The 25,940-nt window shown below is 37.1% G+C and carries 20 protein-coding genes, 11 tRNA genes and 6 pseudogenes; 16 read left to right on the forward strand and 21 right to left on the reverse strand.

Annotated elements, in window-relative coordinates:
• Nucleotides 1-8: 8 nt before the first annotated feature.
• From H3Z85_13190 to H3Z85_13215, 6 genes and pseudogenes are all read left to right on the forward strand, one after another.
• Nucleotides 9-1,454, forward strand: a complete 1,446-nt coding sequence (locus H3Z85_13190) for a SusD/RagB family nutrient-binding outer membrane lipoprotein (GenBank protein QPQ50443.1) — start codon at nt 9-11, stop codon at nt 1,452-1,454.
• Nucleotides 1,455-1,497: 43 nt separating this feature from the next.
• Nucleotides 1,498-3,087, forward strand: a complete 1,590-nt coding sequence (locus tag H3Z85_13195) for a calcineurin-like phosphoesterase C-terminal domain-containing protein (GenBank protein ID QPQ50444.1) — start codon at nt 1,498-1,500, stop codon at nt 3,085-3,087.
• 341 nt (nt 3,088-3,428) lie between these two features.
• A pseudogene (locus H3Z85_13200) lies at nt 3,429-4,141 on the forward strand (3-ketoacyl-ACP reductase).
• Nucleotides 4,142-4,500: 359 nt separating this feature from the next.
• Nucleotides 4,501-5,328, forward strand: coding sequence for a 50S ribosomal protein L11 methyltransferase (gene prmA / locus H3Z85_13205; GenBank protein QPQ50445.1), 828 nt, complete (start codon nt 4,501-4,503; stop codon nt 5,326-5,328).
• Nucleotides 5,329-5,346: 18 nt separating this feature from the next.
• Nucleotides 5,347-6,192, forward strand: a complete 846-nt coding sequence (locus H3Z85_13210; protein QPQ50446.1) for an SH3 domain-containing protein — start codon at nt 5,347-5,349, stop codon at nt 6,190-6,192.
• Between the two features lie 134 nt (nt 6,193-6,326).
• Complete coding sequence (locus H3Z85_13215; protein ID QPQ50447.1) at nt 6,327-6,959, forward strand: MgtC/SapB family protein; 633 nt, start codon at nt 6,327-6,329, stop codon at nt 6,957-6,959.
• A gap of 319 nt (nt 6,960-7,278) precedes the next feature.
• On the opposite strand, the gene H3Z85_13220 is transcribed toward H3Z85_13215, so the two are convergent.
• The 5 genes from H3Z85_13220 to H3Z85_13240 all read right to left on the reverse strand — a co-directional run bounded on the left by H3Z85_13220 (nt 7,279) and on the right by H3Z85_13240 (nt 8,628).
• Nucleotides 7,279-7,695: an EamA family transporter gene (locus H3Z85_13220; GenBank protein ID QPQ50448.1), complete on the reverse strand. Its 417-nt coding sequence runs from the start codon at nt 7,693-7,695 to the stop codon at nt 7,279-7,281.
• A gap of 524 nt (nt 7,696-8,219) precedes the next feature.
• Nucleotides 8,220-8,293 (reverse strand) — tRNA-Arg (locus H3Z85_13225).
• Between the two features lie 9 nt (nt 8,294-8,302).
• Nucleotides 8,303-8,377, reverse strand: a tRNA-Pro gene (locus H3Z85_13230).
• 93 nt (nt 8,378-8,470) lie between these two features.
• Nucleotides 8,471-8,544 (reverse strand) — tRNA-Arg (locus H3Z85_13235).
• A 9-nt stretch (nt 8,545-8,553) separates the two neighbouring features.
• Nucleotides 8,554-8,628 (reverse strand) — tRNA-Pro (locus H3Z85_13240).
• A 333-nt stretch (nt 8,629-8,961) separates the two neighbouring features.
• On the opposite strand from H3Z85_13240, the gene H3Z85_13245 reads away from it, so the two are divergent.
• The 3 genes from H3Z85_13245 to H3Z85_13255 all read left to right on the forward strand — a co-directional run bounded on the left by H3Z85_13245 (nt 8,962) and on the right by H3Z85_13255 (nt 10,908).
• Nucleotides 8,962-9,483: a thermonuclease family protein gene (locus H3Z85_13245; GenBank protein QPQ50449.1), complete on the forward strand. Its 522-nt coding sequence runs from the start codon at nt 8,962-8,964 to the stop codon at nt 9,481-9,483.
• Between the two features lie 130 nt (nt 9,484-9,613).
• Complete coding sequence (locus H3Z85_13250) at nt 9,614-10,627, forward strand: hypothetical protein (protein ID QPQ50450.1); 1,014 nt, start codon at nt 9,614-9,616, stop codon at nt 10,625-10,627.
• 11 nt (nt 10,628-10,638) lie between these two features.
• The gene (locus H3Z85_13255; GenBank protein QPQ50451.1) at nt 10,639-10,908 is read left to right on the forward strand and encodes a hypothetical protein; all 270 of its coding nucleotides are present in this window, start codon (nt 10,639-10,641) and stop codon (nt 10,906-10,908) included.
• A gap of 199 nt (nt 10,909-11,107) precedes the next feature.
• On the opposite strand, the gene H3Z85_13260 is transcribed toward H3Z85_13255, so the two are convergent.
• The 13 genes and pseudogenes from H3Z85_13260 to H3Z85_13320 all read right to left on the reverse strand — a co-directional run bounded on the left by H3Z85_13260 (nt 11,108) and on the right by H3Z85_13320 (nt 13,896).
• Nucleotides 11,108-11,932, reverse strand: a complete 825-nt coding sequence (locus H3Z85_13260) for a 5'-nucleotidase, lipoprotein e(P4) family (protein QPQ50452.1) — start codon at nt 11,930-11,932, stop codon at nt 11,108-11,110.
• Between the two features lie 65 nt (nt 11,933-11,997).
• Complete coding sequence (locus tag H3Z85_13265) at nt 11,998-12,111, reverse strand: GIY-YIG nuclease family protein (protein ID QPQ50453.1); 114 nt, start codon at nt 12,109-12,111, stop codon at nt 11,998-12,000.
• A gap of 51 nt (nt 12,112-12,162) precedes the next feature.
• Nucleotides 12,163-12,281 (reverse strand) — tRNA-Thr (locus H3Z85_13270).
• Nucleotides 12,235-12,471: pseudogene (locus H3Z85_13275) on the reverse strand (GIY-YIG nuclease family protein). The gene H3Z85_13270 and the pseudogene H3Z85_13275 overlap by 47 nt, the downstream one beginning before the upstream one ends.
• A 51-nt stretch (nt 12,472-12,522) precedes the next feature.
• Nucleotides 12,523-12,641 (reverse strand) — tRNA-Thr (locus tag H3Z85_13280).
• A pseudogene (locus tag H3Z85_13285) lies at nt 12,595-12,831 on the reverse strand (GIY-YIG nuclease family protein). The gene H3Z85_13280 and the pseudogene H3Z85_13285 overlap by 47 nt, the downstream one beginning before the upstream one ends.
• Before the next feature lie 51 nt (nt 12,832-12,882).
• Nucleotides 12,883-13,001: transfer RNA gene (locus tag H3Z85_13290), tRNA-Thr, on the reverse strand.
• A pseudogene (locus H3Z85_13295) lies at nt 12,955-13,191 on the reverse strand (GIY-YIG nuclease family protein). The gene H3Z85_13290 and the pseudogene H3Z85_13295 overlap by 47 nt, the downstream one beginning before the upstream one ends.
• Nucleotides 13,192-13,242: 51 nt before the next feature.
• Nucleotides 13,243-13,361 (reverse strand) — tRNA-Cys (locus H3Z85_13300).
• Nucleotides 13,315-13,551, reverse strand: a pseudogene (locus H3Z85_13305) (GIY-YIG nuclease family protein). Before H3Z85_13305 ends, H3Z85_13300 begins: the two are co-directional and overlap by 47 nt.
• A gap of 51 nt (nt 13,552-13,602) precedes the next feature.
• Nucleotides 13,603-13,676: transfer RNA gene (locus H3Z85_13310), tRNA-Arg, on the reverse strand.
• Between the two features lie 45 nt (nt 13,677-13,721).
• Nucleotides 13,722-13,796 (reverse strand) — tRNA-Pro (locus tag H3Z85_13315).
• 14 nt (nt 13,797-13,810) lie between these two features.
• Nucleotides 13,811-13,896 (reverse strand) — tRNA-Ser (locus tag H3Z85_13320).
• Nucleotides 13,897-14,031: 135 nt separating this feature from the next.
• On the opposite strand from H3Z85_13320, the gene H3Z85_13325 reads away from it, so the two are divergent.
• From H3Z85_13325 to H3Z85_13340, 4 genes are all read left to right on the forward strand, one after another.
• A complete protein-coding gene (locus H3Z85_13325; GenBank protein QPQ50454.1) occupies nt 14,032-15,057 on the forward strand; it encodes an N-acetylmuramoyl-L-alanine amidase in 1,026 nt (341 codons plus the stop codon).
• A gap of 72 nt (nt 15,058-15,129) precedes the next feature.
• Nucleotides 15,130-16,530, forward strand: coding sequence for an aspartate ammonia-lyase (gene aspA, locus H3Z85_13330; protein ID QPQ50455.1), 1,401 nt, complete (start codon nt 15,130-15,132; stop codon nt 16,528-16,530).
• Between the two features lie 73 nt (nt 16,531-16,603).
• Nucleotides 16,604-17,458, forward strand: coding sequence for a glycosyltransferase (locus H3Z85_13335; protein ID QPQ50456.1), 855 nt, complete (start codon nt 16,604-16,606; stop codon nt 17,456-17,458).
• A gap of 110 nt (nt 17,459-17,568) precedes the next feature.
• On the forward strand, nt 17,569-18,618 hold the full coding sequence (locus tag H3Z85_13340; protein QPQ50457.1) for a hypothetical protein: 1,050 nt from the start codon (nt 17,569-17,571) through the stop codon (nt 18,616-18,618).
• Between the two features lie 28 nt (nt 18,619-18,646).
• Here H3Z85_13340 and H3Z85_13345 read toward each other — a convergent pair whose 3' ends face one another.
• From H3Z85_13345 to H3Z85_13355, 3 genes and pseudogenes are all read right to left on the reverse strand, one after another.
• Nucleotides 18,647-20,122, reverse strand: coding sequence for a lipopolysaccharide biosynthesis protein (locus H3Z85_13345; protein ID QPQ50458.1), 1,476 nt, complete (start codon nt 20,120-20,122; stop codon nt 18,647-18,649).
• 9 nt (nt 20,123-20,131) lie between these two features.
• Nucleotides 20,132-20,925, reverse strand: a pseudogene (locus H3Z85_13350) (FkbM family methyltransferase).
• A 223-nt stretch (nt 20,926-21,148) separates the two neighbouring features.
• Nucleotides 21,149-21,814, reverse strand: coding sequence for a DUF2461 domain-containing protein (locus H3Z85_13355; protein ID QPQ50459.1), 666 nt, complete (start codon nt 21,812-21,814; stop codon nt 21,149-21,151).
• Nucleotides 21,815-22,238: 424 nt separating this feature from the next.
• Here H3Z85_13355 and H3Z85_13360 point away from each other — a divergent pair, with 424 nt between their 5' ends.
• The 3 genes from H3Z85_13360 to H3Z85_13370 all read left to right on the forward strand — a co-directional run bounded on the left by H3Z85_13360 (nt 22,239) and on the right by H3Z85_13370 (nt 25,875).
• Nucleotides 22,239-23,930 carry a DEAD/DEAH box helicase gene (locus H3Z85_13360; GenBank protein ID QPQ50460.1) on the forward strand — a complete coding sequence of 564 codons (1,692 nt, stop codon included), beginning with the start codon at nt 22,239-22,241 and terminating at the stop codon, nt 23,928-23,930.
• A 150-nt stretch (nt 23,931-24,080) separates the two neighbouring features.
• The gene (locus H3Z85_13365) at nt 24,081-24,719 is read left to right on the forward strand and encodes a DUF47 domain-containing protein (GenBank protein ID QPQ50461.1); all 639 of its coding nucleotides are present in this window, start codon (nt 24,081-24,083) and stop codon (nt 24,717-24,719) included.
• 13 nt (nt 24,720-24,732) lie between these two features.
• Nucleotides 24,733-25,875, forward strand: coding sequence for an inorganic phosphate transporter (locus H3Z85_13370; GenBank protein ID QPQ50462.1), 1,143 nt, complete (start codon nt 24,733-24,735; stop codon nt 25,873-25,875).
• Nucleotides 25,876-25,940: the final 65 nt, after the last annotated feature.

Here is a 25,940-nt window from a genome sequence, read left to right on the forward strand (position 1 = left end):
TCAGAAACATGAAAAAGTTAATCTATATATGTTCATTCCTTGCCCTTCTCAATACCACTGTTTCATGTGACAGGAGTCTTGAGGAAATCAACAAAGATACCAGCAGAATTAATGAGCCGGTGGCCAGCTCTTTGTTGGTTCCGATCCAGTACAATATGGCTGCGGTAGGCTATAACAGGGCCAATGACTTTACTTTCGATATCATGCAGGTTTCTCTGGATTTTCCGAATGAGGGAAATTCCCTGAGCCGTTATTATATCACAGAAAATACAGGAGCCGGATTCTGGAATAATTCTTACCGTTGGCTGAAACAGGTAGATGACCTTAAAAAAGCAGCCATTGCTGAAGGTGATAAAAATTACCAGGCCATTTCAATGGTGCTGAATGCATGGATTTATTCCAATCTTACCGATACTTACGGAGATATCCCGTTTTCCCAGGCATCACAACTGGATAATGGTATTCTTCAGCCAAAGTTTGACAAACAAAAAGATATTTATGTAAGTCTGTTAGATGATCTAAAGGCTGCCAATAGTCTTTTTGTTACCAATAAAACCCTGACCGGAGGAGATTTGTTTTATAAAGCGGATACTGATGTCAACGGAATCACCAATTGGAAGAAATTCTGTAATTCTCTTTCTTTAAGGCTTCTGACAAGAATTTTAAGCAGAGACGGAGAGGTTAATGTAAAAGAAAGAATTCAGGAAATTGCCAACAATCCGACCGTATATCCTGTTTTTCAGACTAATGCTGATGCTGCCAAGCTTGACATTTCAGGAATTTCCCCCTTAATGCCGCCTATCGCAAGACCTCAGGATTTTACGACAGGGAGGGCTGCATCTGAATTCTTTTTACAGACCTTAAAGGCAAATAATGATCCGCGCGGTCCTATGTTTTTTACCCAGGCTAAGGACCTTAATAATGTCAATATCGGATATGTAGGAGCGCCTTCAGGGTATCCTTTCGGAACTGTTTTTAACTACCAGCCTTCCAACCTTAATCAAAACCTGGCAAAAGCTCCCCTGAAGATATTTATTTATCCCTATGCGGAGCTGCAGTTTACCTTAGCTGAGCTGGCCTTAAAAGGAATTATTACCGGCAGCGCAAAAACTTTCTACGAAAATGGCGTAAAGGCATCTATTGAACAGTGGGGATCAGTAGTTCCGGCTAACTATTTTGATAACGATAATGTTGCCTTCAATGCAGATATTAAAAAGATTATGCTCCAGAAGTACATCGCTCTTTTCTTCGTAGACCAGCAGCAATGGTTTGAAAAGAGGAGAACAGGGTTTCCGGTGCTTCCGAACAATGGCGGATTGCTGAATAACGGAGAGCTGCCTCAAAGATTGATGTACCCTCCCAATCCTAAAGTGTTGAACACAGCCAATTACCAGGCAGCCGTTCAGCAAATGGGCGGAGATCATATCAATGTGAAAATGTGGTGGAACAAATAATTGAGAATGTAAAGAGTAAAAATAATTTAAAAATTTAAAAATAATGAAGATCAATATACAATGTATCGTGCCTTGCCTGCTGGTTTCAGCAATGGCATTCTCACAAACTTCTGTTTCAGGATATGTATACGAAGATACTAACAAGAATCAGAAAAAAGAAAATCGGGAAAGAGGAATTGAAGGCGTAGCTGTTTCCAATGGCGTTCAGGTAATTCTTACGGATAAAAACGGGAGATACAGCCTTCCGGTTCAGGAAGATCAGACTATTTTCGTGATCAAGCCTTCAGGATATCAGACTGCTTTAAATTCCAACAATCTTCCGCAGTTTTATTATCATCACAAACCTAAAGGATCACCCGCTGATTTTAAATATAAAGGAGTAGCACCAACAGGACAGCTTCCCAAAGAAGTAAACTTTCCGCTTTATCCACAGAACGAAAATAAAAATTTTGATATTCTGGTTTTCGGTGACCCACAGCCTTATACCGAAAAGGAACTTGATTATTTCAAAAGAGGAATTGTGAATGAAGTAAAGAACACTAAGAAAAATGCTGTTCTTGGAATCAGTTTGGGGGATTTGGTAGGAGATAACCTGAGCCTGCAAAAACCTTACGCAGATGTGATGAAAGAAGTTGGATTACCATGGTATAATGTAATGGGCAATCACGACATGAATTATGATGCTAAAGAAGATAAACTGTCCGATGAAACTTTTGAATCCAATTTTGGCCCGGCCAATTACTCTTTCAACTACGGGAATGTACACTTTATTATTTTAGATGATATTTTGTACCCCGATCCCAGGGATGGAAAAGGATATTGGGGAGGCTTCCGTGAAGATCAGCTGCAGTTCATTGAAAATGACCTGAAACTGGTAGATAAAAACAAACTGATTGTCATCTCTTTTCATATTCCGCTGGAACATAAGAATGAAGACAGTTTCAGAAATGCAGACCGTCAGAAGTTATTCGATTTCCTAAATCCTTTCCAGAATGTACTCTTATTATCAGCCCATACCCATATCCAGCAACAGATTTTTTATGGTAAACAGGAAGGTTGGAAAGGGATGAAAGATTTACATGAGTACAACGTGGGAACAACCTGTGGTGACTGGTATTCCGGAACACCTGACGATGCAGGACTTCCGACATCAACAATGAGAGACGGAACCGCAAAAGGGTATTCTTTTATTAGTTTTACCGATAACCAGTATAAAGTGAAATACAGAACTGCCGGAAAACCGGAAGATTATCAGATCAAGTTATACGTTCCGAAAGTAATTCCTTATCCCTCAAAAACTTCTGCGAAAATACTGGCCAATTTCTTTATGGGAAGCAAAAAAGATAAAGTAGAGTACAGAATAGACAACGGAAAATGGGAAGAAATGGAGTATGACGAAACCATCGATCCGAATTTTGCTCTTTCCGTGTTCAAATGGGATACCACTGAGAAGATCTTACCGGGCAGAAGACCTTCCAATCCTGAAATGTCTAAACATATCTGGGAGGCAGATTTTCCCAAGAAACTTGCTCTGGGAAAACATAAAGTAGAGGTGAGAGCAGTTGATATGTATGGAAATAAATTCACTGCATCAGAAGACTTTGATGTTCAGAATTCAATCCAGATTCCTTAGACTTTTAATTTTTTACTATACTTTTTTTTAGATTTTGAAACCGGTTCTTTTGAAATCGGTTTCTTTATTTTGGGAAGGTTTAAAATGTCGAACTATTAATTTTTATTAAATCACATAGAAACATAGAAAATGAAAAATTGATAAAAACTCAAAGGGGGAGATCCCGGATTTAAATGTTATATTACCTGTGAAGTCATTTCAGGCAACTTGTTGTCTCAAAATACTACTGTGCCTATGTGGTTTATACTCTTCCCAACCATTAAAAAACTATTAAATATCCTTTCTTTCCGTTCCATAAAAATGTTCTTTTGTAACTTTGTGCAACGAAAAGTATTATCACTATGAATATAAATGGAAAAAATGCCATCGTAACAGGTGGTGGAAGAGGACTGGGTAAAGCTGTAGCATTAGCTTTGGCTAATGAAGGAGTGAACGTAGCCATTACAGGAAGAAACGAAGAAACCTTAAAAATACCGTTGAAGAGATTAAAAAACTGGGAGTGAATTCAGCCTACGCAATATTCAGTATTGATGATGAAGCTGCTGTGAACTCAGGAATCGCTACTCTGGCAGAATCGCTTGGAGGTGTGGATATCCTTGTGAATAATGCAGGTATCGGCGACTTCGGAACCATAGAAGAAATGCCGTCTGAAACCTGGGAACAAGTGATTAAAACAAACCTATTCGGAGTGTACTATGCTGCTAAAGCTGTACATCCGTTTATGAAAGCAAAAGGTGAAGGAGATATTGTAAACGTAGCTTCTACAGCGGGACTGAAAGGAGGACCAAACATGTCAGCCTATGCCGCTTCAAAAGCAGCCGTAGTTTCTTTATCTCAATCTATGATGGCAGAATGGAGAAAGCAAAATATCCTTGTGATTACATTGACCCCAAGTACCATTGCTTCTGATATGAGTATCCAGGGCGGACTTACAGACGGAAATCCGGATAAAGTATTACAACCTGAAGATTTTGCAGAATGGGTAAGGGATATTTTGAAAATGAACAGAAGAGCTTTGATTGCCAATGGATCTATTTTTTCTACAAACCCTTAATGAATTGAAAATTGGAAATCACAACTTGATTTCAATTTTAATATAGAATTCAATAGGAGCGGGCTTTAGTCCGCTTTTTTGTTAATCAATCAGGTTAGTGAAAGCATGAAATCTGTAGAATTTGTGAATTCATCGGAGATTGAATCAATAAGATACACCGATAGGAGCGGGCTTTAGCCCGCTTTCATTTTTCCGTTAACCATTCGGCTTTAGCCAAAACCTGAAAATTTACAGAAAATTGTCCATAAAAAAACAATTCATCCCCCCGATAAAAATAAAATGCTCCACATTCACCAAAACTTATCTTATCCATTTTTTTAACAATAATAACATTAGTATTTTTGCAGCAAATTATTCACATGCAAAATTATTTAGAATTCGATTTCAGGATTTCGCCGCTTCAGCCATGGAACGAAATATTAATGGCAGAACTTATAGAAATAGGTTTTGACAGTTTCACGGAAGAGCTGGAAGGAATTTTAGGATATATCCAGACAGATGTATTTAATGAAGAAGAACTGAAGGCTTTACCGCTTTTTCAAAATGAAGAAGTGAAAATCGAGTATACTTTCCAGGAAATGCCCAATATCAACTGGAATGAAGAATGGGAAAAGAATTTTGAACCCATCAATATCGATGATAAAGTAATGATCAGAGCAGAATTCCATGAATCTGTACCGGGAATGCACGAAATTATTATCCAGCCGAAAATGTCTTTTGGAACAGGGCACCATCCAACAACCCACCTGATGATCCAGCAGATGATGGATATTGACTTTACCGGTAAAAAAGTACTGGATATGGGTTGCGGAACTTCTGTACTGGCGATCTACGCAAAACAGCAGGGAGCGGGAGACACAAAAGCAATTGATATTGACGAATGGTCTGTAGAAAATTCAAAGGAAAATGCCGTGAGAAATGGTGTTGAGCTTGATATAGAACAGGGAACAGCTGAAAACCTGGGAAATGAAAATTATGATATTATTTTAGCCAATATCAACAGAAATATCCTGATTTCCGATATCCCGACGTATGTGTCCGTGCTGAATGCCGGAGGTAAATTATTACTTTCAGGATTATGTTTCTTTGATGTAGATGATATTCTTGAAGTTTGTAAAGAGAACGGTCTTACCTTGAAAAAGCAACTGCAGCGTGAAGAATGGGTAAGCCTGTTATTGGAAAAATAAAAAAAACAAAATAGTAATATGAAAACTTTATGGACAGCTTTATTTTTGCTGACTCTGCAGTTTTTTGGAGCTCAGGAAAATGAAGTTTATGCAGATGGAATCTTCGGGTTTGAAGAAAACAAAACCCAGAAAATTTTTACCGATTGGACAAGAGTCAGAAAAGAACCGATGGCCAATTCTCCGATTTTAGACTCGTTACCAACCAATCAACAGATAATGATTCTGAAGAAAGATGAGACAGTTCCTGTTTTGCAGCTGGGGGAAAGAAAAGCAAACTGGTATAAAATCTCCTACCAGAAAGGGGATGCAACCGCCGAAGGCTATGTGTGGGGAGGAAATCTCTGTGTAGGCTACCGCAATAAGAATGGTTATGACTTCCTTTTTGGACTTTCAAAAACAGTCAGTCAGAAAAGCAAAGACTTTGATGGTTTTGAAAAACAAAATATTGCCGGAGTAAAGGTACTGGAAGGACATAGACTTGTAGATGAGGTATATTTCAACACAGGAACAGGAGAGGAGCTGAGCTATGCAACGTTCAATATAGAAAGCAATCATCAATTACAAAATGTTGAGCTGACCCTGAAAGCAATGGTTTCCGGTGAAGCGTGCGGTATTGCAAGCTATGATCAGTATATCCTCTTTAAAGACAAAAAGCTTATTGCGCTTCCTCAGTTGATGAATGTAGGAGATGCAGATGTCTATTATCACAGTGAAGTATATGTTTTTCCAAATGATAAAGGCGGAATTCCAAATACTTTCGTCTTTAAAATGGAAGAAATGGAAAAAGACGACAAAGACAGAGAAAAGAAAAAGCATTCTTCCAAAACCTATCTATGGAATGGAAGTTCATATAAACTGAAATAAAACTTTTTCATTAAATAAAAAACCGTTGTACTATACAGCGGTTTTTTATTTTTATGTTCCGTCAAGAAGCAAAAACACCTCTTGGGTACCTGGAAAAAATCAAATACATTTATACTGACAAAATAAGTACGCAAATGGATTTACTTGATGATATACTTCCGATTCTTTTTTCAGTGATGGTAGGCGGTATTATAGGCATTGAAAGAGAATACCAGCTGAAGTCCGCAGGACTACGAACGATGATACTGGTAACGCTGGGAGCTTGTATTTTTACTATGCTTTCCCAGAACCTGGGTGGATCAGGCAGTCCGGATCGGATAGCTGCGAACATTATTACAGGAATTGGTTTTGTAGGAGCAGGAGTGATTTTTAAAGAGGAAAACAGAGTTTCGGGCCTTACCACAGCTGTTACCATCTGGATATGTGCCGCATTGGGTATGACTATCGGAGCCGGATATTATCAGGAGGCTACAGTAGGTTCTGTTGTCGTATTCTTACTGTTGATTATGTTTAAATATATTCAGGATGTGATCGATAAAATCAGTACCCGTTATACCTATCAGATGACTCTTTCCTATGAGGACGGTGTAAGGGAAAAATATGAAAATCTCTTTAAAGAGCACAATCTGAAATCAATGAGAGGAAAACAGATGAGAAACGGAGAAAAATATACTATCATATGGCGTGTACAGGGAGCCGCCAAAAATCATGACATTTGTACAAAAATTTTACTGAATGATTCGTCCATAGATGAATTTAAGTTCTGATAAAAAACATCAATTTGGTGTTATCATAAAAAATAGGACTGGAACGAACCAATCCTACCAAACTTGATTAAGTGTATAGATTAGCCATAATGAATGGCTACAAGGAGCTTAAGAAGCACAAAAAAGATTTTTATTGATCCTTAACCAATGTTTCATTAAATTAATTAAACTAACTTTTTAATGGTCTATTTTTGTTTACCATGTAAATGTAAGATGAATTCTCGCCAGTAAAGGTAAAAGTTAAGTTGATTCAACAAAATAAGGAGGTGAAACGTAGTTTTCATTGAATGAAGTGTTGAGGATATCGGCTTGCAAAATATTATTCAAAGATTAACATCACAGTTCCTGCAATAATCAGTAAAGCGCCGATAACTGTTTTTATCGTCAGAGATTCACCAAGGAAAATGACAGATAAGAAAATAGTCAGGGCAACACTCAATTTATCAACAGGAGCTACCTGAGTTACTTTGCCGGTTTGAAGTGCTTTAAAATAAAATATCCAGGAAAGGCCTGTTGCCAGTCCTGAAATTACAATATAAATCATGTTGTGACGCGAGAGGGCCGGAATTCCCTTGTATTCGCTACGAGCCAGAACGATTCCCCATGCAACAAATAAAATGATGATGCTTCTGATCGCGGTAGCCAGATTTGAATTAACCCCGGTGATTCCAATTTTAGCAAAAATTGCGGTTAATGAAGCAAAAAAAGCCGAGAGAATTGCGTATACCCACCACATAATTTAAAATCTTTTAAAATTATTGAAATGCTTATATATTAATTTAAAGGTAGTTATAAAAGTAATAATACATTTAATGTTACTTTAAATTTTAATCTTCCATAAAAATAAGCATAGGAAATATACCTCATGAGTCCTTTCTAAAACATGTAACCGTATAATGAATTAGGCCATTAATAACTCAGGTTATGTATCGGGATGCTCTATCCTTGTTGAGGTATTGCTATTAAAAATATAACACAAAAAAAGACCCTCATAATTGAGAGTCTTAGAAGTGATCGCGAAAGGATTCGAACCTTTGACCGTCCCGATCTGTATCGTGATGCTCTATCCTTGTTGAGGTATTGCTATTAAAAATATACCACAAAAAAAGACCCTCATAATTGAGAGTCTTAGAAGTGATCGCGAAAGGATTCGAACCTTTGACCGTCCCGATTTTTGATCGGGATGCTCTATCCTTGTTGAGGTATTGCTATTAAAAATATAACACAAAAAAAGACCCTCATAATTGAGAGTCTTAAAAGTGAGCGCGAAAGGATTCGAACCTTTGACCGTCTGCTTAGAAGGCAGATGCTCTATCCAGCTGAGCTACGCACCCTAAAAAAAGTCGGGGCGGCAGGATTCGAACCTGCGACCTCCTGGTCCCAAACCAGGCGCGATGACCGGACTACGCTACGCCCCGATTGGTGGTCATCTTATCAACTTTGATTTTGCTATGGCAAAGATACAAAGCTTTTTTGAAAAAGAAAACTCACAATAAGTTGTGAGCTTGTAGTGAGCGCGAAAGGATTCGAACCTTTGACCGTCTGCTTAGAAGGCAGATGCTCTATCCAGCTGAGCTACGCACCCTAAAAAAAGTCGGGGCGGCAGGATTCGAACCTGCGACCTCCTGGTCCCAAACCAGGCGCGATGACCGGACTACGCTACGCCCCGATTAATGGTCATCAATAACGAATTTTACTTCGTTTTTGCGGTTGCAAAGGTACAATACTTTTTGAAATAAAAAAATAAAATTTACGATAATTTTCAATTAATTTTTTGAGATAACGCAGTTCTTACCTTTACCCTGTTAATAACCATTGACTTATCGCGGTATAAAATAGACACCCATTTTTTTGATGATTATCTTCATTTTACAAGGTTCCTGACTTTTAAGGTATAAATAAAACAGTAAAATTCAGATAGAATACAAGTGGACGTCAACAAAACATCGCAAAATAAAAGGTTTTTATCCTTACAAAAAGTACTAATTCCTATCTTTACCCCATGAAACGATTAATGCTAGTGAGTTTATTTTTCCCATTACTGATATTTTCTCAAAACAGTGGAAGGGTAATAAAAATTTCAGATGGAGATACCATTACCGTACTTATAGACGGAAAACAACAAAAAAAATTAAGACTTGCGGAAGTAGATTGTCCTGAAAAAGGCCAGCCGTTCGGAAAAAATGCCAAACAGTTTACTTCAAATCAGGTTTTCGGTAAGACGGTCACTTTTATCGAAACCACTACAGACCGTTATGGGCGCTCTATCGCCAAGGTATACTATGACCAGGATAAATACCTTTCCAAGGAATTGATAAAGGCCGGAATGGGATGGTGGTATTATCCTTATTCTAAAGATCTTTCTTTGGGGAAATTACAGGAAAACGCTCAACGTAATAAGACAGGACTTTGGCAGGATGTGCATGCCATATCTCCCTGGGAATACAGAAAAATGAAACGTGAAGAGTACAAAAATAAAAAATATGAAGCATCCAAAACTCAATGGAAACTCAAAGAAGCTTAGCACAGGAGATCTTTAAATGAATATTTTAGGTTTCTTCTTTGTCATTTTCAATAACGTAATTTGTTATATTTGTAACATTCACATTTCCTTTAGTCTTAACAGGGAAATATGATGAATAAACTAATTAATTATGAGGGCAAGCAAATTTACGATCCTGTGTTTTTCTTTATTTTTTTACTCGATAAACGGACAAAGCCCGCGAATTTCACATGATAGCATTTCCGTTTTTTTTAATGAACTTAAAACAGCTTCTCAGAAAAGTGCTTCGTTATGGAATGAAGCATTATACGGTCCGGTTCTTTTTATTGATCCAAAAACCAGAGATATTTTCGCAAACGAAAAGGATGCAGAAGGGTTACTACAATTAAGTGCTGATGTATATACGGGGATTTTACCTTTAAACATTAATATTGCCAATACAGCGATCAATTGGAAGGGAAAAAGATGGGCAATGATTATGTTGCCGCTTCCTGAAAATAAGCAAAAGAGGATAGGCTTACTGGCTCATGAATCATTCCACCGTATACAGCCGTTATTAGGATTTGAACTTAACAATAAAGAAAATAACCATCTGGATCAAAGAGATGGTAGAATGTATCTCCGGTTAGAACTTGAGGCACTGAAAAAAGCTATTCAATCAGTCTCAGATAATGAATTAAAGGAACATCTTACCCGTGCGCTGTCTTTTAGAAAGTACCGGCACAACTTGTATGACGGATCTGCATTAAGTGAAAACCTTCTGGAATTAAATGAGGGAATGGCAGAGTTTACAGGCGTAATTGTCAGCAACAGAAATAAAAGGGAAACAGCAAAGTTTCTAACCGACGGGATTAATGGCTTTTTCAATAATCCAACATTTGTCCGGTCGTTTGCCTACCATACAATTCCTGTTTATGGATATTTGCTTTATGATAAAGATAAAAACTGGAATAAAAACATCACGGCAAAAACAGATTTAACAGATTATTTTGTGAAAGCATTCAAGATCAGTATCTCATCAGATTTAGAAAATGCTGTCAAAAAAGAGTCTTTGCTATATAACGGTTCATCAATTGCTAAAGAGGAAGGAATAAGGGAAGAGAAGAAAAAAAACGGATTGCCGAGTATAAATCTCAATTTATTGAGCAGCCTCATTTTGAAATAAAATTTGAGAAAATGAATGTCTCTTTTGATCCAAGAAATATTATTCCGGTAGAAGATAAAGGAACGGTTTACCCTGTAATCAGAGTTACGGATAAATGGGGAGTACTAACCGTTGAAAAAGGAGCGCTGACGAGCCCCAATTGGGATAAAATTTCCATCACCAATCCGAATCAGGCAGAAGACAAGAAAATATCAGGTGAAGGCTGGACACTTGACCTAGCCGATGGTTATATGATAAAAAAGGATGAGGTAACAGGGAACCAAACGTTGGTAAAAAAATAATTCTGTGATATCCTTATCAATACGAAATTAAAGGTACGCATAGAAGGGCAGGAATAAAGAAAATAGATATTTGTAACGTCAAATGAGCGGAAAGAAGTAGGGCGTGTTCCGACGGAATACCTAAAAACCCCACCACTTGATGGGTGAGGTTGCAGGTATTATACGATGTGTTATATGACTAAAATTTGCATCCGAAAATTTAGGGAGTACTTTTCACAGCATTATACATCAATGAATCTTTTTTCTGATCAGTGTAGTCGTATCTATAGTTGTAGAATGAGGATTCCCAGTCTCCATACCCTGTGTTGGGGATGATAATGAACCTTTTACCAAAGTCTTTAGCAGAAGATTTTACTGCTGCAGACCTTTCTGCTTCGGTCTTTTTATCAAATATCGCGGCAAAGTCTGAAAGATTATCTCCTAAGAGTAAAACGATATTGTAATTTTTGGCAACATCATTACGACGGTTTTCCTTACTGCTTTCTTTTGACCGAAGAATAAGGTTGGTATCATTTTGAATAGGAAAATTATACTTTTTTAAATTTTTCAGAGTTCCTGCACGCTCATGCTCGGCACGATTGGTAATGTAAAAAACCTGAACGCCTTTGCTTGCTGCATACTGATAGAATTCCTGCGCACCTGTAAGAGGTGTAGCAATTCCTTTTGCTGTCCATTCTTCCCATGTTTTCTGATCATAGTTTTTTCCCATTTTTGAACGCTCAACGGCATAATAGGAATTGTCCAGAAAAGTTTCGTCAATATCTGAAACAATAGCTAGCTGCCTGTCTGATTTTTGTGTCAGAGCTTCATCCAGACGAAATTTAGCGATATTGTAAGCTTGCAGACAAAGCGCTTCATATTCTGCGGCTCGTTGCTGATAAAAGGCAGAGTAAATCTTTCCGTTATGTCCCAGATTTTGATAAGGAGCGTTTTGACCTGTTGTGGCAGATGTTGGATTTACTGTCTTACACGAGGTCGTCACAGCAAGTAAACAACTTGCGATAATGAAGTTTAAATTTTTCATTGAATTAAAATAAAGAATGACAAAATTATGACATTTGAATTTGATAGCAGCTATTTTGCTACTATTTAAGATTGTTGTATTGCTTGTTGTTTTCTCAGTCTTTCCTGCAAGTCTTCACATGAATGTCCGATATAATATTTATCTAAAGACTCTGAATAAAGAATATAGCAATAACACATGAAACGAATATAAAACAAAAAATCTCACCATAGAAATGATGAGATTTTTTGTGAGCGCGAAAGGATTCGAACCTTTGACCGTCCCGATTACAAATCGGGATGCTCTATCTTGAAATCCTGGGAAATAAGTTTTTGTATTTTGACTTTACTTTTCCATGCTTTGATCTCCCGTTCTCTGTGGTATGCGTCAGCTTTAGAGTTGAACTCTTCCGTATAAACAAGTCGCCAGTCTTTAACTTTAGCAGTGAAGCCTTTGTGGTCTGAAAGATGTTTTCTAAGCCTTTCCTGCAAGTCTTCACATGAATGTCCGATATAATATTTATCTAAAGACTCTGAATAAAGAATATAGCAATAACACATGAAACGAATATAAAACAAAAAATCTCACCATAGAAATGATGAGATTTTTTGTGAGCGCGAAAGGATTCGAACCTTTGACCGTCCCGATTACAAATCGGGATGCTCTATCTTGAAATCCTGGGAAATAAATTTTTGTATTTTGACTTTACTTTTCCATGCTTTGATCTCCCGTTCTCTGTGGTATGCATCAGCTTTAGAGTTGAACTCTTCCGTGTAAACAAGTCGCCAGTCTTTAACGTTAGCAGTGAAGCCTTTGTGGTCTGAAAGATTTTTTCTAAGCCTTTCCTGCAAGTCTTCGCATGAATGTCCGATATAATATTTATCTAAAGACTCTGAATAAAGAATATAGCAACAACACATGAAACGAATATAAAACAAAAAATCTCACCATAGAAATGATGAGATTTTTTGTGAGCGCGAAAGGATTCGAACCTTTGACCGTCCCGATTACAAATCGGGATGCTCTATCTTGAAATCCTGGGAAATAAGTTTTTGTATTTTGACTTTATTTTTCCATGCTTTGATCTCCCGTTCTCTGTGGTAAGCATCAGCTTTAGAGTTGAACTCTTCCGTATAAGCAAGTCGCCAGTCTTTAACGTTAGCAGTGAAGCCTTTGTGATCTGAAAGATGTTTTCTCAGTCTTTCCTGCAAGTCTTCGCATGAATGTCCGATATAATATTTATCTAAAGACTCTGAATAAAGAATATAGCAACAACACATGAAACGAATATAAAACAAAAAATCTCACCATAGAAATGATGAGATTTTTTGTGAGCGCGAAAGGATTCGAACCTTTGACCGTCCCGATTTGTAATCGGGATGCTCTATCTTGAAATCCTGGGAAATAAATTTTTGTATTTTGACTTTACTTTTCCATGCTTTGATCTCCCGTTCTCTGTGGTATGCGTCAGCTTTAGAGTTGAACTCTTCCGTATAAACAAGTCGCCAGTCTTTAACTTTAGCAGTGAAGCCTTTGTGGTCTGAAAGATGTTTTCTCAGTCTTTCCTGCAAGTCTTCACATGAATGTCCGATATAATATTTATCTAAAGACTCTGAATAAAGAATATAACAATAACACATGAAACGAATATAAAACAAAAAATCTCACCATAGAAATGATGAGATTTTTTGTGAGCGCGAAAGGATTCGAACCTTTGACCGTCTGCTTAGAAGGCAGATGCTCTATCCAGCTGAGCTACGCACCCTTAGAAGTTGATTCTCGCTTAGTTAAATAAGCGCATTAAAAAAAGTCGGGGCGGCAGGATTCGAACCTGCGACCTCCTGGTCCCAAACCAGGCGCGATGACCGGACTACGCTACGCCCCGAAATATATAGAGTGCGGAGGGTAAGGGATTCGAACCCTTGCGACACTTTCAGCGTCGACAGTTTAGCAAACTGCTCCATTAACCACTCTGGCAACCCTCCTTTTTGTTTATTTTTTAATGATCGTTGTTCCGTTATTGCGAGTGCAAATATAGAATAGATTTCTTTATTTACCAAATAAAATTCAAGAAAAATTTGTGTATTTTTGAGGTAATAAATCATTCAAAAACCAAACTGATGCGTAAGACATTATATATCATCGGATTAAGCACATTCGTTTTTTCGTGTACTTCCCAACAAAATGTAAAAAAAAATACATACAAACCGAAAACCCCCGTGGTACAGCCAAAACCGGTCGTTAAAACACAGACTCCCGAAGGCAATAAACCCAAAGTTGTCTCGGAGCATGGAGTAGATTTTTTTACGACTAATATAGCAGACCCAACAAAAAATGACAATACCGCAAGTTATGGTTCAATCGTAACGGCAAAACCTATAGGGTATAAAGTAGTGAAAACCTATTTTCCGGCTATTGCACAAAACTTCAGACAGCGTTATCTGATTTTACATTACACCGCACTTCCTGATGATAAATCGGTTATGGTTCTTACCCAGCAAGCGGTAAGTTCACATTACCTGGTAAACAATACCGGTGATAACGAGATTTATCAGCTTGTAGATGAAAACAAACGTTCTTATCATGCCGGTGTAAGCTCCTGGAGAAATGATAAAAACCTTAATGATACCTCCATCGGAATTGAAATTGTAAATGCAGGCTATTCTACAGATGCCAGCGGTAAAAGAATATTTGCACCTTTCAGTGATGAGCAAATAAGGAAAGTAGCTGCATTGGCAAAGGATATTGCGACAAGGTATCAGATCCCGGCAACAAATGTTTTGGCACATGCTGATATTGCACCGACAAGGAAACAGGATCCAGGGCCAATGTTCCCATGGAAAAGACTATACGACCAGTATCAGCTGGGAATGTGGTATGATGAAGCTGCCAAACAAACTTATTTTGATCTTGCGGAGGAAGAGTTACCTGCCAGATACAATGATTCTTCATTTATCTTCCTTATCCAGACGGCATTGCAGAAATTCGGATATGGGATAGAACCGAGTGGGAAATGGGATGATGCTACGAAGAAGACTATTGAAGCTTTCCAGTATCATTACCGTCCGCAAAATTATGATGGAATTATGGATGCCGAAACATGGGCAATACTTCAATCTTTAAACCAAAAATATCCGGTAAAATAAATCAAATTAAAACGCATCGTTTAGATGCGTTTTTGCTACCTTTATGCCATCAAAAACAGTAAAATATCTGTAATGGAAAATTTCAGAAAAGAAAGTGATCTTTTAGGGGAACTGAACGTTCCAATAGACGCTTATTATGGGGTGCAGACGCAAAGAGCGATCAACAATTTTAAAATTTCGGGGCAGCTGTTGTCTTCATACCCGGATTTTATCAAAGGGTTGGCTTTTGTAAAAAAAGCTGCCGCAAAAACAAACTATGAATTGGGGCTTCTTGATGAGAACCTTTATTTTAAAATAGCAGAAGCTTGTGACGAGCTTATTGCCGGAAAATATCACGAACAGTTTCCGGTAGATATGATCCAGGGTGGGGCAGGTACTTCAATCAATATGAATGCGAATGAAGTTATTGCCAATATCGTATTAGAAAAACTAGGAAAAAATAAAGGAGAATACGAATTCTGCTCACCTAACGACCATATCAATCTTTCACAGTCAACCAATGATGCATATCCTACTGCGATCAAAATGGGACTATTGCAGATGAATATCGGTTTAGTGGAAAGACTTGAAAAAATCGTAGATGCATTCCGTGCCAAAGGAGTGGAGTTTCAGGATGTCATAAAAATGGGACGTACTCAGCTTCAGGATGCTGTTCCGATGACATTGGGGCAGGAATTTGAAGCTTATGCAGCTACTTTAGAAGAAGATATTTCTAAATTAAATAATAATGCAAGCCTGTTTGTAGAAGTAAATATGGGAGCAACAGCCATCGGTACAGGATTGAATGCTCCGGTAGGCTATGCGACTCTTTGTGCGAAAAACTTAGCCCAGATTACAGGTTTTCCTATTATTTCCGCACCGGATTTAGTGGAAGCTACGCCTGATACAGGATCTTATGTGATCTATTCTTCAGCAACAAAACGTCTTGCCGTAAAACTATCCAAAATCTGTAATGATTTGAGATTACTTTCTTCAGGACCAAGAGCAGGTCTTTTTGAGATTAACCTTCCTCCGATGCAGCCGGGATCTTCCATCATGCCAGGGAAAGTAAACCCCGTAATTCCTGAAGTGGTCAACCAGGTTTGTTTTAAAGTCATCGGAAATGACCTTACCGTGACTTTTGCTGCAGAAGCAGGACAGTTGCAGCTTAACGTAATGGAGCCGGTACTTTCTCATGCAATCATGGAAAATATCAATTTCCTTTGCAATGCTCTGGATACCCTGCGTGATAAATGTGTAGTAGGAATTACTGCCAACAAAGAAGTGTGCCTGAATATGGTAAAACACAGTATTGGTATTGTAACAGCCCTTAATCCTTACATCGGCTATAAAAAATCGACAGAGATTGCCAAAGAGGCCCTGGAAACAGGAAAAAGCGTTTACAATCTTGTATTGGAAAAAGGAGTTCTTTCTCAGGAAAAACTGGATGAAATTCTGGATCCTAAAAATATGCTGAAACCGCATAATAAGTAATATAAAACAATAAGTGATAAATGAAAGGGTACTATCATTTATCACTTATCATTCACCATTTATAAATTAATTCGTGAGGTTTTTAATCATAATTCCGGCCCATAATGAAGAACAGAACCTCTCATTTACTCTGGATTCTTTATTACAACAAACCTGTAAAGATTTTAAAGTAATCGTTGTCAATGACGGTTCTACAGATAAGACTTCCGAAGTAATCAGGAAATATACCGGGACTGATTTTCGTTTCGAAACGGTGAATCTGCAAAAATCTGAGCACCAACCCGGCTCAAAGGTTGTACATGCCTTTAAAAACGGATTGCAGACCCAAGTTTTGGATAAATTTGACGTCATCTGTAAATTTGATGCAGATATTATCTTACCTGAAAATTATTTGGAAACAGTAGCAGACACCTTTGTAAAAAATCCTGAGTACGGACTTGTAGGAGGATTGTTGTATGTAGAGAAGGGCGGAAGCTGGATATATGAAGGAAATTCTAATAAACATCATGTAAGAGGCCCCATGAAAGCTTACAAAAAGGAGTGTTTTGTGCATATGGGCGGCTTAAGAGAAACGCTGGGATGGGATAATATTGATGCCATTCTCCTTGAGAATCTCGGTTGGAAAGAAGTGGTCTTACCGGAACTTCATGTAAAATTAATTAAAGTAAAAGGAGCGGACTATACCATAAGGCCTGCAGATTATTACGGCAGGTATTTTTATTTCTTAGGATTAAACCGGTTCCTTGCTTATATTGCTTCTTCGAAAGAGGCGATGAAAAGTAAATCCCCTTCATTCTTTTTTGATATTGTCAGATCTTATGAAAACTGCCGGTCAAAAAAACTGGAACTGAAGATTACAAAAGAAGAACAGAAAGTAATCAACGACCAGCGCTGGAAAATGTTGAAGAAGAAGTGGCTGAAGATGTGATGACGATGATCAAGGAATACTATAAGTATCGATAAAAAGGAAAGCTTGTTTCATAAATCAAAAACTAAGTCGAAATTAGCCGAAATAAAGATTTTAATCTCAATTAATCAGTGAAGAAAATAGCTTACATAGAAATAGACACTCATGCTGAGATCGCACAGGCTTTCATGAATATTATGAAAGGTGCCGGAGACTTTGATGTAGACTATTATTTTTCAAAAAAAATTAAAGATCAGGTCAGTCACAAAGATGAGCCTGTATTTTTATCTGACAGTTCTATGATTTTGGATCAATTGAAAGGCAAAAACTATGATCTGGTGATTGTAGGTACAGTTCATCGTTTTTTCAATACCTTTTTAGCAATTACAAAAAAATACAATACTGCTGTTATTACCCATAATCTTAATTTTAGCAAAACCTCAAAATGGGATCTTACAAAAAGTATTTTTAAAGGAGATATCATTTACAGGTTAAAATTATTGTTGAAAGAAGGGTTGTTTTATTCTTCAGCGGTATACCGGAAATCTGCTTCCCGTTTGGTGCTGGATGAAGCATTAAGCTCAGACAGATATCAATTTCTTCCCATTTTTTATACAAAAGATTTTGAGAAGCCCGAAAATAAAAAACCGGTTATTGTTATTCCGGGAGGGGTTTCCCAGAAGAGGAGGGATTATCATTATATTTTTAAAACAATTCAGGAATTAAAACCGGATGCGTATGGTGAATTTGTATTTCTGGGAAAGGCAAAAGGCAACGAATTGAAACAATTGAAGAGCCTTTCTGAAAAAGCGCCGGAAAATATTGTGATCACCTGCTTTTCTGAAAGAGTTTCCTCACAAGAATTTGAAAAATGGATGCAGAAAGCTGATGTTCTTTGGTGTCCCATCCAACAGGAAACAGAATTTTTCAGTGTCAATGAAAAATACGGTGTGACCAAAATGACAGGAAATCTTGGAGATGCGATCGGATACGGCAAACTTGCTGTATTCCCTAAAAACTATCCTTCAACGCTGGAGTTTATCATTCCTGAAAAAGAAAACATTTTTGACCAGCTTGAAGAGCTTTCGGAAAAGACATATGATTTTCAGAAAAATTACAGTAAAGCACAGGTTCAGAAAAAACTGAAACAGGTTTTAGACCAATTTATTTCCTCTGATTAAGGCAAAAAATCAGCCTTTCATTTCCTTTTTAAAATTTAAAAATACTCTTAATAAATCTCATGTTGAGGTAATCTTCCAGCGGGAATATCTTTGTGAAATAATTTCCGATGTAGATCAGCAGCAAAACAACTGAAGGCTTGTATATCATGTTGATCAGGTTGCTGCTAAAATTCGGAAGTACGATCGCAACGGTAATCGCTAAGGTACAGATGATCGAAACAAAGATCATTTCAATACTCAAAGGAGAAACCTTGAATACAATGTAATTGAAAACAATTTTGATAATATTGTAGATCGATAATGAAATAGCAGTAGACAAAGCGATTCCGATAAGCTTTAATGGGGTATTCTTGATGAAGTAATAGTTTAACCCAATCGTTAATCCGGCTAATAAAAGCATCACCAGGATATTGAAACGGTAGTATTTTGAGAGTGAGATGATATTCCCGTTGAAGCCGGTGGCAAGATCTATCAGAACCGCAGATCCCCAGATCCAGACTACAGGCTCATATTCTCTCAGCATCGTTCCGTTTTTCGGCATAAATTGCGTCAGATAAGGAAATCCAACCATGATACATGAGAATAATACAGCTCCCAAAAAGTATAATGATAAAGATGTTTTTTTGTGGAATCTGTCAAGTTCTTCCATATCTCCGTCAGCAAGGGTCTTGTTGATAATAGGAGCGGAAATATTAAATAATCCAAGTTGTGGGATAGAGATCAGGGAAATCAGGGCGTATAGCACAGAATAGATTCCTACCTCTTCCATTCCCATAAACTCTCCGATCATAAAACTGTTGATAGCCAGATAATTTCCGAAAGTCCCCAGGAATCCAAAAAAGCTGTAATTGAAAAATTCTTTCCAGAAATTATTCTTTTTGAAGTAATCGGTATTAAAATCCAGCTGTATCTTTTCAAGCTTATTGGTGTAATAAATATATCCGAAAAGCATCAGGGTAAATATTCCGAAAAAGAAAGCAAAGGCTATTTTCTGTGATAACGCAAAATAATAAAAAAGGCAAAATGCCCCGAGGTTAGCTATTTTCGGAAACAGATTGTCAAAAATATTGGAAACAACAATTCTTTTATAGTTCGAAGTATACTTGTTAAAAATAGCGCAGAAAGAAAGAATTAAAATTAATGGAAGAATCATTTCTTTGATCTTCCATGCTTCTGAATGTTTGAATTTAGGGTAAAAATAAGGCAGGATAAAAAAAACAGCCGTGAAGATCAGAAAATTGATAAAAACGGTCAGCAATGACAGCGACAGCATATTTTGTTTCTTACCGTCCTTTTCTACCGTATGAAAGAATTTTACGTTAGAATAAGAGATTCCCAATACCACAAAGGGTACCAGCATTTCAGCAGTAGGAAGGATATAGCGAAGTTTTCCATAAAATTCAAAATCATTCGGGAAAATGAAAATTGCGGAAACTGTGCCCAGCAAAAAACCAATATAGCCGATAATGGAATATTTGAAGCCTTGTCTCGCTACTACACTCATAAAGTTATTTTAAGGGTTTCTAGGTATAAAAATAATATTGTTGATGTACTGAGTTTTATTTTTTTCGTCGTTTGTATTTTGTGATATGATTTCCTCCGTAAGTGTTTCCAGGGTGAAGCTGTTCCTGTTAAGGTATTTCGCCTCATATCCCCAGCTTTTTACTTCAGATATCTCGTTCCATATAGGTGTTTGGTGGTGTCTTTGTTCCATTTCAACCATTAAGGTAGGAAGGAACTGTCTTATGGTTTCCCTGGCTCCGGAAAGGGTCTTGATCTCATTTCCTTCAACATCAATTTTAATAAAATCAAGTCTGTTGAAATGCTCCAAAGCTGCCCAGTCATCGAGTTTAATCACCTTTACTTGCTCGGTGTAGCTTTTTTCTTCACCTTTTTCTTTGTAAGAAGTGTTTAAGGTCCCACGGGATGCAATTGTTTTTCCATTGATGACAGGAACTTTAAATTCGGCCATCATATTTTCGTCAGAAAGGGCCAAAGGAAGTACACGCATGGAAGGAAATAATCTTTTTAATCGCAAGAATAGCTTTTTATTAGGCTCAAAAGCGTAAATATGCTCATGATCCAGCTTGTTTTCCAATTGATAAAGAAAGGTTCCTACATTCGCACCAATATCAAGTATTACAGCATTTTTGGGAAGGTACTCTTTGATCCATACCAGTTCCGGTTCTACATTGCGTGCCGAAAAATTATCCTTATTAAGATTATTTAAACTTTTAAAGTATCTTTTTTATAAAAACTCGGACTTATATATTGTAGGTTTTCTGCAATTTTTTGGTATAAAGACATCCTTGACTTTTTGACGAACAGCAAAGATAAACAAAAATGTAAAATATATCTTAAAAAATGTTAAATATAAAATACTGATAGTCAGTAAGTAGTGTATGTGAGTTATTTCTGAGAGATATGAGTTTTGACAGGTTAGAGGTTTTATTCTGCTCTATGATAGTTTCTTCACAGGGTCTGAAACAAGCAGTAATGATAAGGTGTATACCTAAAAGCTTATGTAATGTCAAAGAAAAGGAGTGTTGAGGAAATCATTAAATGGTTTCATGAGTTTAAATATCTTTGACATTTTGCCGGCGGCATTTTTATCCAGGACCTCTTCGTCCTTAAGATGATAAAGAACAATAAAATTTTTAAGTTTCAGATATTCTCCCATCGGATCTTCTTTTTCAAAACCCTGAGGTATCTTTTTCAGCTTATCCTGCTGATCAAGTTCAGGAAAATGTTTTTTAAAATCTTTCTGATTTAAAATGTTGAGAAAGTCATTTCCGTACAAAGATATTTCCTTGCGTACTTCTTTCAGTACCGAAGGTTCAGGCATGTAAATTCCTCCGGCCAAAAAAGATTTGCCGGGTTCCATATGAAGGTAATAGCCTCCTTTCTGGCTTCCTTTTCCCATTCCCAGGGAAGCCCCGAAATTGGTTTTATAAGGACTTTTATCTTTTGAAAACCTGGTATCTCTGTAAATTCTGAATAGTGCTTTTTTACTGTCAATTTTTGCAAGCCCTGCATCGAATGATGACATTTCTTTAAGCAGGTCATCCAGAAAACTGATCACATTTCCCTGAGATTCTGTGTAGAGATTTTTGTTTTCATTGAACCATTCTCTATTATTATTTTTGTTTAATTTTTTTAAAAAACCGAATGTATCGGGAGAAATACTTGCTGACATAATTTTGTGTAGTGTTTTTGTGGGTGGATGGTTATCTGGTTGCTCTTTGTGAGTTGCTTGTTACTGCCTGTTATTTGTGGCAGGTTAATGATGTTGGTAAAACAGCTGTTTTTCATTTTCAACGTTCAATTTTCAACTTTTCCAAAAAATCAAAGCCTGTAAAAGGGTATTTTAAATGGAATAATCCGCGTTCTGTGGTTTTATTTTTAAAAGTTCATACATAATACATAAAAAATTAATCCAATTTAATAAAAAAAAATAATATTTAATAATACCTTAATGTAAGGGTGTTTTTTTTTGGATTTAATTTTCCAAAAATTAAAAAAATAGTAAAAGATTCTGAATTTAAGTTTGTATATTTAAAACTTTGTTCAAAAACAAGTCAAATATTTATTGTATCTTTGCAAAAATTTTAAAATAGTTAATGAATTTATTTACGGAAACCAATTTAAGTCCTGATATCCTTAAGGCAATTGGCGAACTGGGTTACGAAAGCCCAACAGAAATCCAAAAACAGACTATCCCTTTTATTCTTTCAGATATTCGCGATTTGATCGCACTTGCGCAAACAGGGACAGGCAAGACAGCAGCGTTTTCGCTTCCGATTTTGGATATGATTGACGATACGAGTCGCAAAATCCAATTATTGGTGCTTTGTCCGACACGGGAATTATGTCTTCAGATTTCGAAGGACATAAAGAATTACTCTAAGTACATGAAAGACATCAAAACTACAGCAGTTTATGGTGGAAGCAGTATTGTAGATCAGATGAGATCTTTGAAGGATAAGCCACAGATTATTGTGGGAACTCCTGGTAGAGTAATTGATCTTATCAACAGAAAAGCATTAGACTTTTCTGCTATTCATTGGTTGGTATTAGATGAAGCCGATGAAATGCTTTCTATGGGATTCAAAGACGAATTGGAAACCATTCTGAGCGAAACTCCGGAAACTAAACAGACTTTCTTATTCTCGGCTACGATGAATAAAGAAGTGGAAAGAATTTCCAAAAACTATCTTACCAAGCCACACCGTATTTCAGTAGGTTCTATCAACGAAGTGAAGAAGAACATTACTCACGAATACTACGTGGTAGGTTACCGTCAGAAAAAAGAAGCGTTGAAGAGATTGATCGATGCTAATCCTAACCAGTATTCTATTATCTTCTGCAGAACGAGAATGGAAACTCAGGAGGTAGCTGATTTTCTGATGCAGAACGGTTATGCTGCTGATGCTCTTCACGGAGACCTTTCTCAGGCGCAGAGAGATACGGTGATGAAGAAATTCAGATTAAAAAACATTGATATTCTTGTAGCAACAGACGTTGCAGCAAGAGGTCTGGATGTAAACTCTCTGACTCACGTGATCCATTTCTCTTTACCTGATGATCCTGAAGTATTCGTTCACAGAAGCGGAAGAACAGGTAGAGCAGGGAAGGACGGTATTTCTATGGCTTTAATCAAGCCGGAAGAAAGCAGAAAGCTGAAGCAGATCAAATCTGCTACAAAGATTGAAATTAACGAAAGATTTATTCCTACCGGTGAAGATATTATCAAAGCTCAGGTAGGTGGTGTTTTTGAAAAATTATTCACAGAGCACGAAGATCTTTTCGAATTTGATGATAGCTTAATTCCTGATTTGAGCAACTTCACAAAAGAAGAATTGGTACACCAGTTGCTGCAGTTCCAATTGAAAGATCTTGCTTTATATTACAAAGATAAGCATGACCTTGCTGAGCAGAAACTGAGCAGCAGAGATGACGATTACTCAAGAAGAGACCGTGGCCGTAACAGAGATAGAGACAGAGGTCGCGACAGAGATCGTGGAAGAGACAGAGACCGTGGTGGAAAACCAAGAAGAAAAGATGAAAACATGGTAAGATTCTTCTTCAACCTTGGGAAAAAAGACCATTTGAAAAAACTCGATGTTTTAGATATTATCAACAAAGCTACCGCTGGTGGAAAAACCAAGAAAAGAGCTGAAATCGGTGATATTGAAATTTTAGAGAAATTCTCTTTCTTCGAAGTTGAAAAATCATTCAAAGACAATGTCCTTAGCAATATTCAGTCCATGAAATTCAAAGGAAAAGATATGAGGGCTGAAGTGGCAAACTAACCCTTGTGTAAACCATATAAAACCGGCAGTAATGTCGGTTTTTTTATTTGATAATCAGAAGGTAAGCGAATGTTAACAAAACTTAATGTTATATAGTTTCGTGGGCGGTCCTTTTTAGGAAATTTGCACACGAATTATAAATACTAAAAAATGGGAATTGGTAATATTTTCCACGCTTTTCAACCAAAAGATAAAATCTTCTTTGTACTTTTTGAAAAAGTAACTGAAAATCTAGTTGCAATGTCTGAAGAATTCAATACAGGAATTAAAGATTTCGATCTTAATGATGATTCTATGTTGAAGAAAATGAGCGACTTCGAACATAAAAATGATGAACTTACGCATGAGATTTTCGTAGAATTAGGAAAAAACTTCATTACTCCTTTTGACCGTGAAGACATTCACACCTTGGCAACAGGATTAGATGATATCGCTGATTATATCTACGCTTCTACAAAATATATTTTCTTATACAAATCGCCGGAGATGAAGGCGTATTCCGACTTCTCTTTACTGATCCACAAAGCATGTCTTGAAATTCAGAATGCCATGAAAAACCTTAAAGGTTTCAAAAATATGGAGCAGGTGAAAGAAGCTTGTATCAAAGTAAATTCTATTGAAAACATTGCAGACGATTTACTTTCCAATTCAATGGTGGAACTATTTGAAACCAACGATGCAATCAATATCATCAAAGTTTCATCTGTATTGAACTATCTTGAAATTGTAACTGATAAGGCAGAAGATGTTGCCAATACCATTGAGAACATCATGATTAAATACGCATAATACATCGCAAAAAATGGAATTTCCTATTTTACTTGTAGTTATTATTGCGCTGGCATTAATCTTCGATTACATCAATGGTTTTCATGATGCAGCCAACTCAATTGCAACTATTGTTTCTACAAAAGTTTTAACTCCATTCCAGGCCGTACTATGGGCAGCCCTATGGAACTTTGCAGCATTCTTTATTGCTGCTTATATTATTGGAGAATTCAAAATCGGTAATACAATTGCCAAAACAGTTAATGAGAATTTTATCACCCTTGAAGTCATATTTTCCGGTCTGGTGGCAGCAATTGCCTGGAACCTGTTGACATGGTGGTTCGGAATTCCTTCATCATCTTCACATACATTGATCGGTGGATTCCTGGGAGCAGCATTAATGCATGCTTTCATGATGGATTACCATGAGGTGGCAGCAGCGCAGCCGGCTCTTGGTTTCTGGGATACGGCTAAAGAAGCTTTCAACCAGGTGACTCACCAGAGTGTCGTGAAGTTTGATAAAGTGATTCCTATCTTCTTATTCATTTTCATGGCTCCGATTATAGGGATGATTATCTCAATCATCATCACTCTTATCATTGTACACCTTTATAAAAGATCAAACCCTCACAAAGCTGATAAGTCCTTCAAAAGATTACAGCTGGCTTCTTCCGCTTTGTTTAGCTTGGGACACGGTCTGAATGATGCTCAGAAAGTAATGGGGATCATTGGGGCAGCGGTTATTTATTATCACGTTAATATGCTTCAGGATACCCAGTATTTGAACATCCCTTCAGCAGAACGTTTTGATTACTTTGCCCAGCACTATATTTGGGTTCCTCTCGTTTCATTTATTGCAATCGCTTTAGGAACAATGAGTGGAGGATGGAAAATCATTAAAACAATGGGGACCAAGATTACTAAAGTAACCTCATTGGAAGGGGTAAGTGCAGAAACTGCAGGAGCTATCACCTTATTCATTACAGACCATTTCGGTATTCCTGTATCTACAACACATACGATTACAGGTTCTATTATCGGGGTAGGATTGACAAAAAGAATATCGGCAGTGAGATGGGGGATTACAGTAAGCCTTCTTTGGGCCTGGGTACTGACAATTCCGATTTCAGCTATTGTAGCGGGAGTTACTTATCTTATTGTAACCTTCCTTTTCTAAGATAAAAATTGAAATAAACATATAAACTTTGTCCGTTTGGGCAAAGTTTTTTGTTTCTATAAATG

This window comes from Chryseobacterium indologenes (assembly GCA_016025055.1).
GTDB classification, from domain to species: domain Bacteria; phylum Bacteroidota; class Bacteroidia; order Flavobacteriales; family Weeksellaceae; genus Chryseobacterium; species Chryseobacterium indologenes.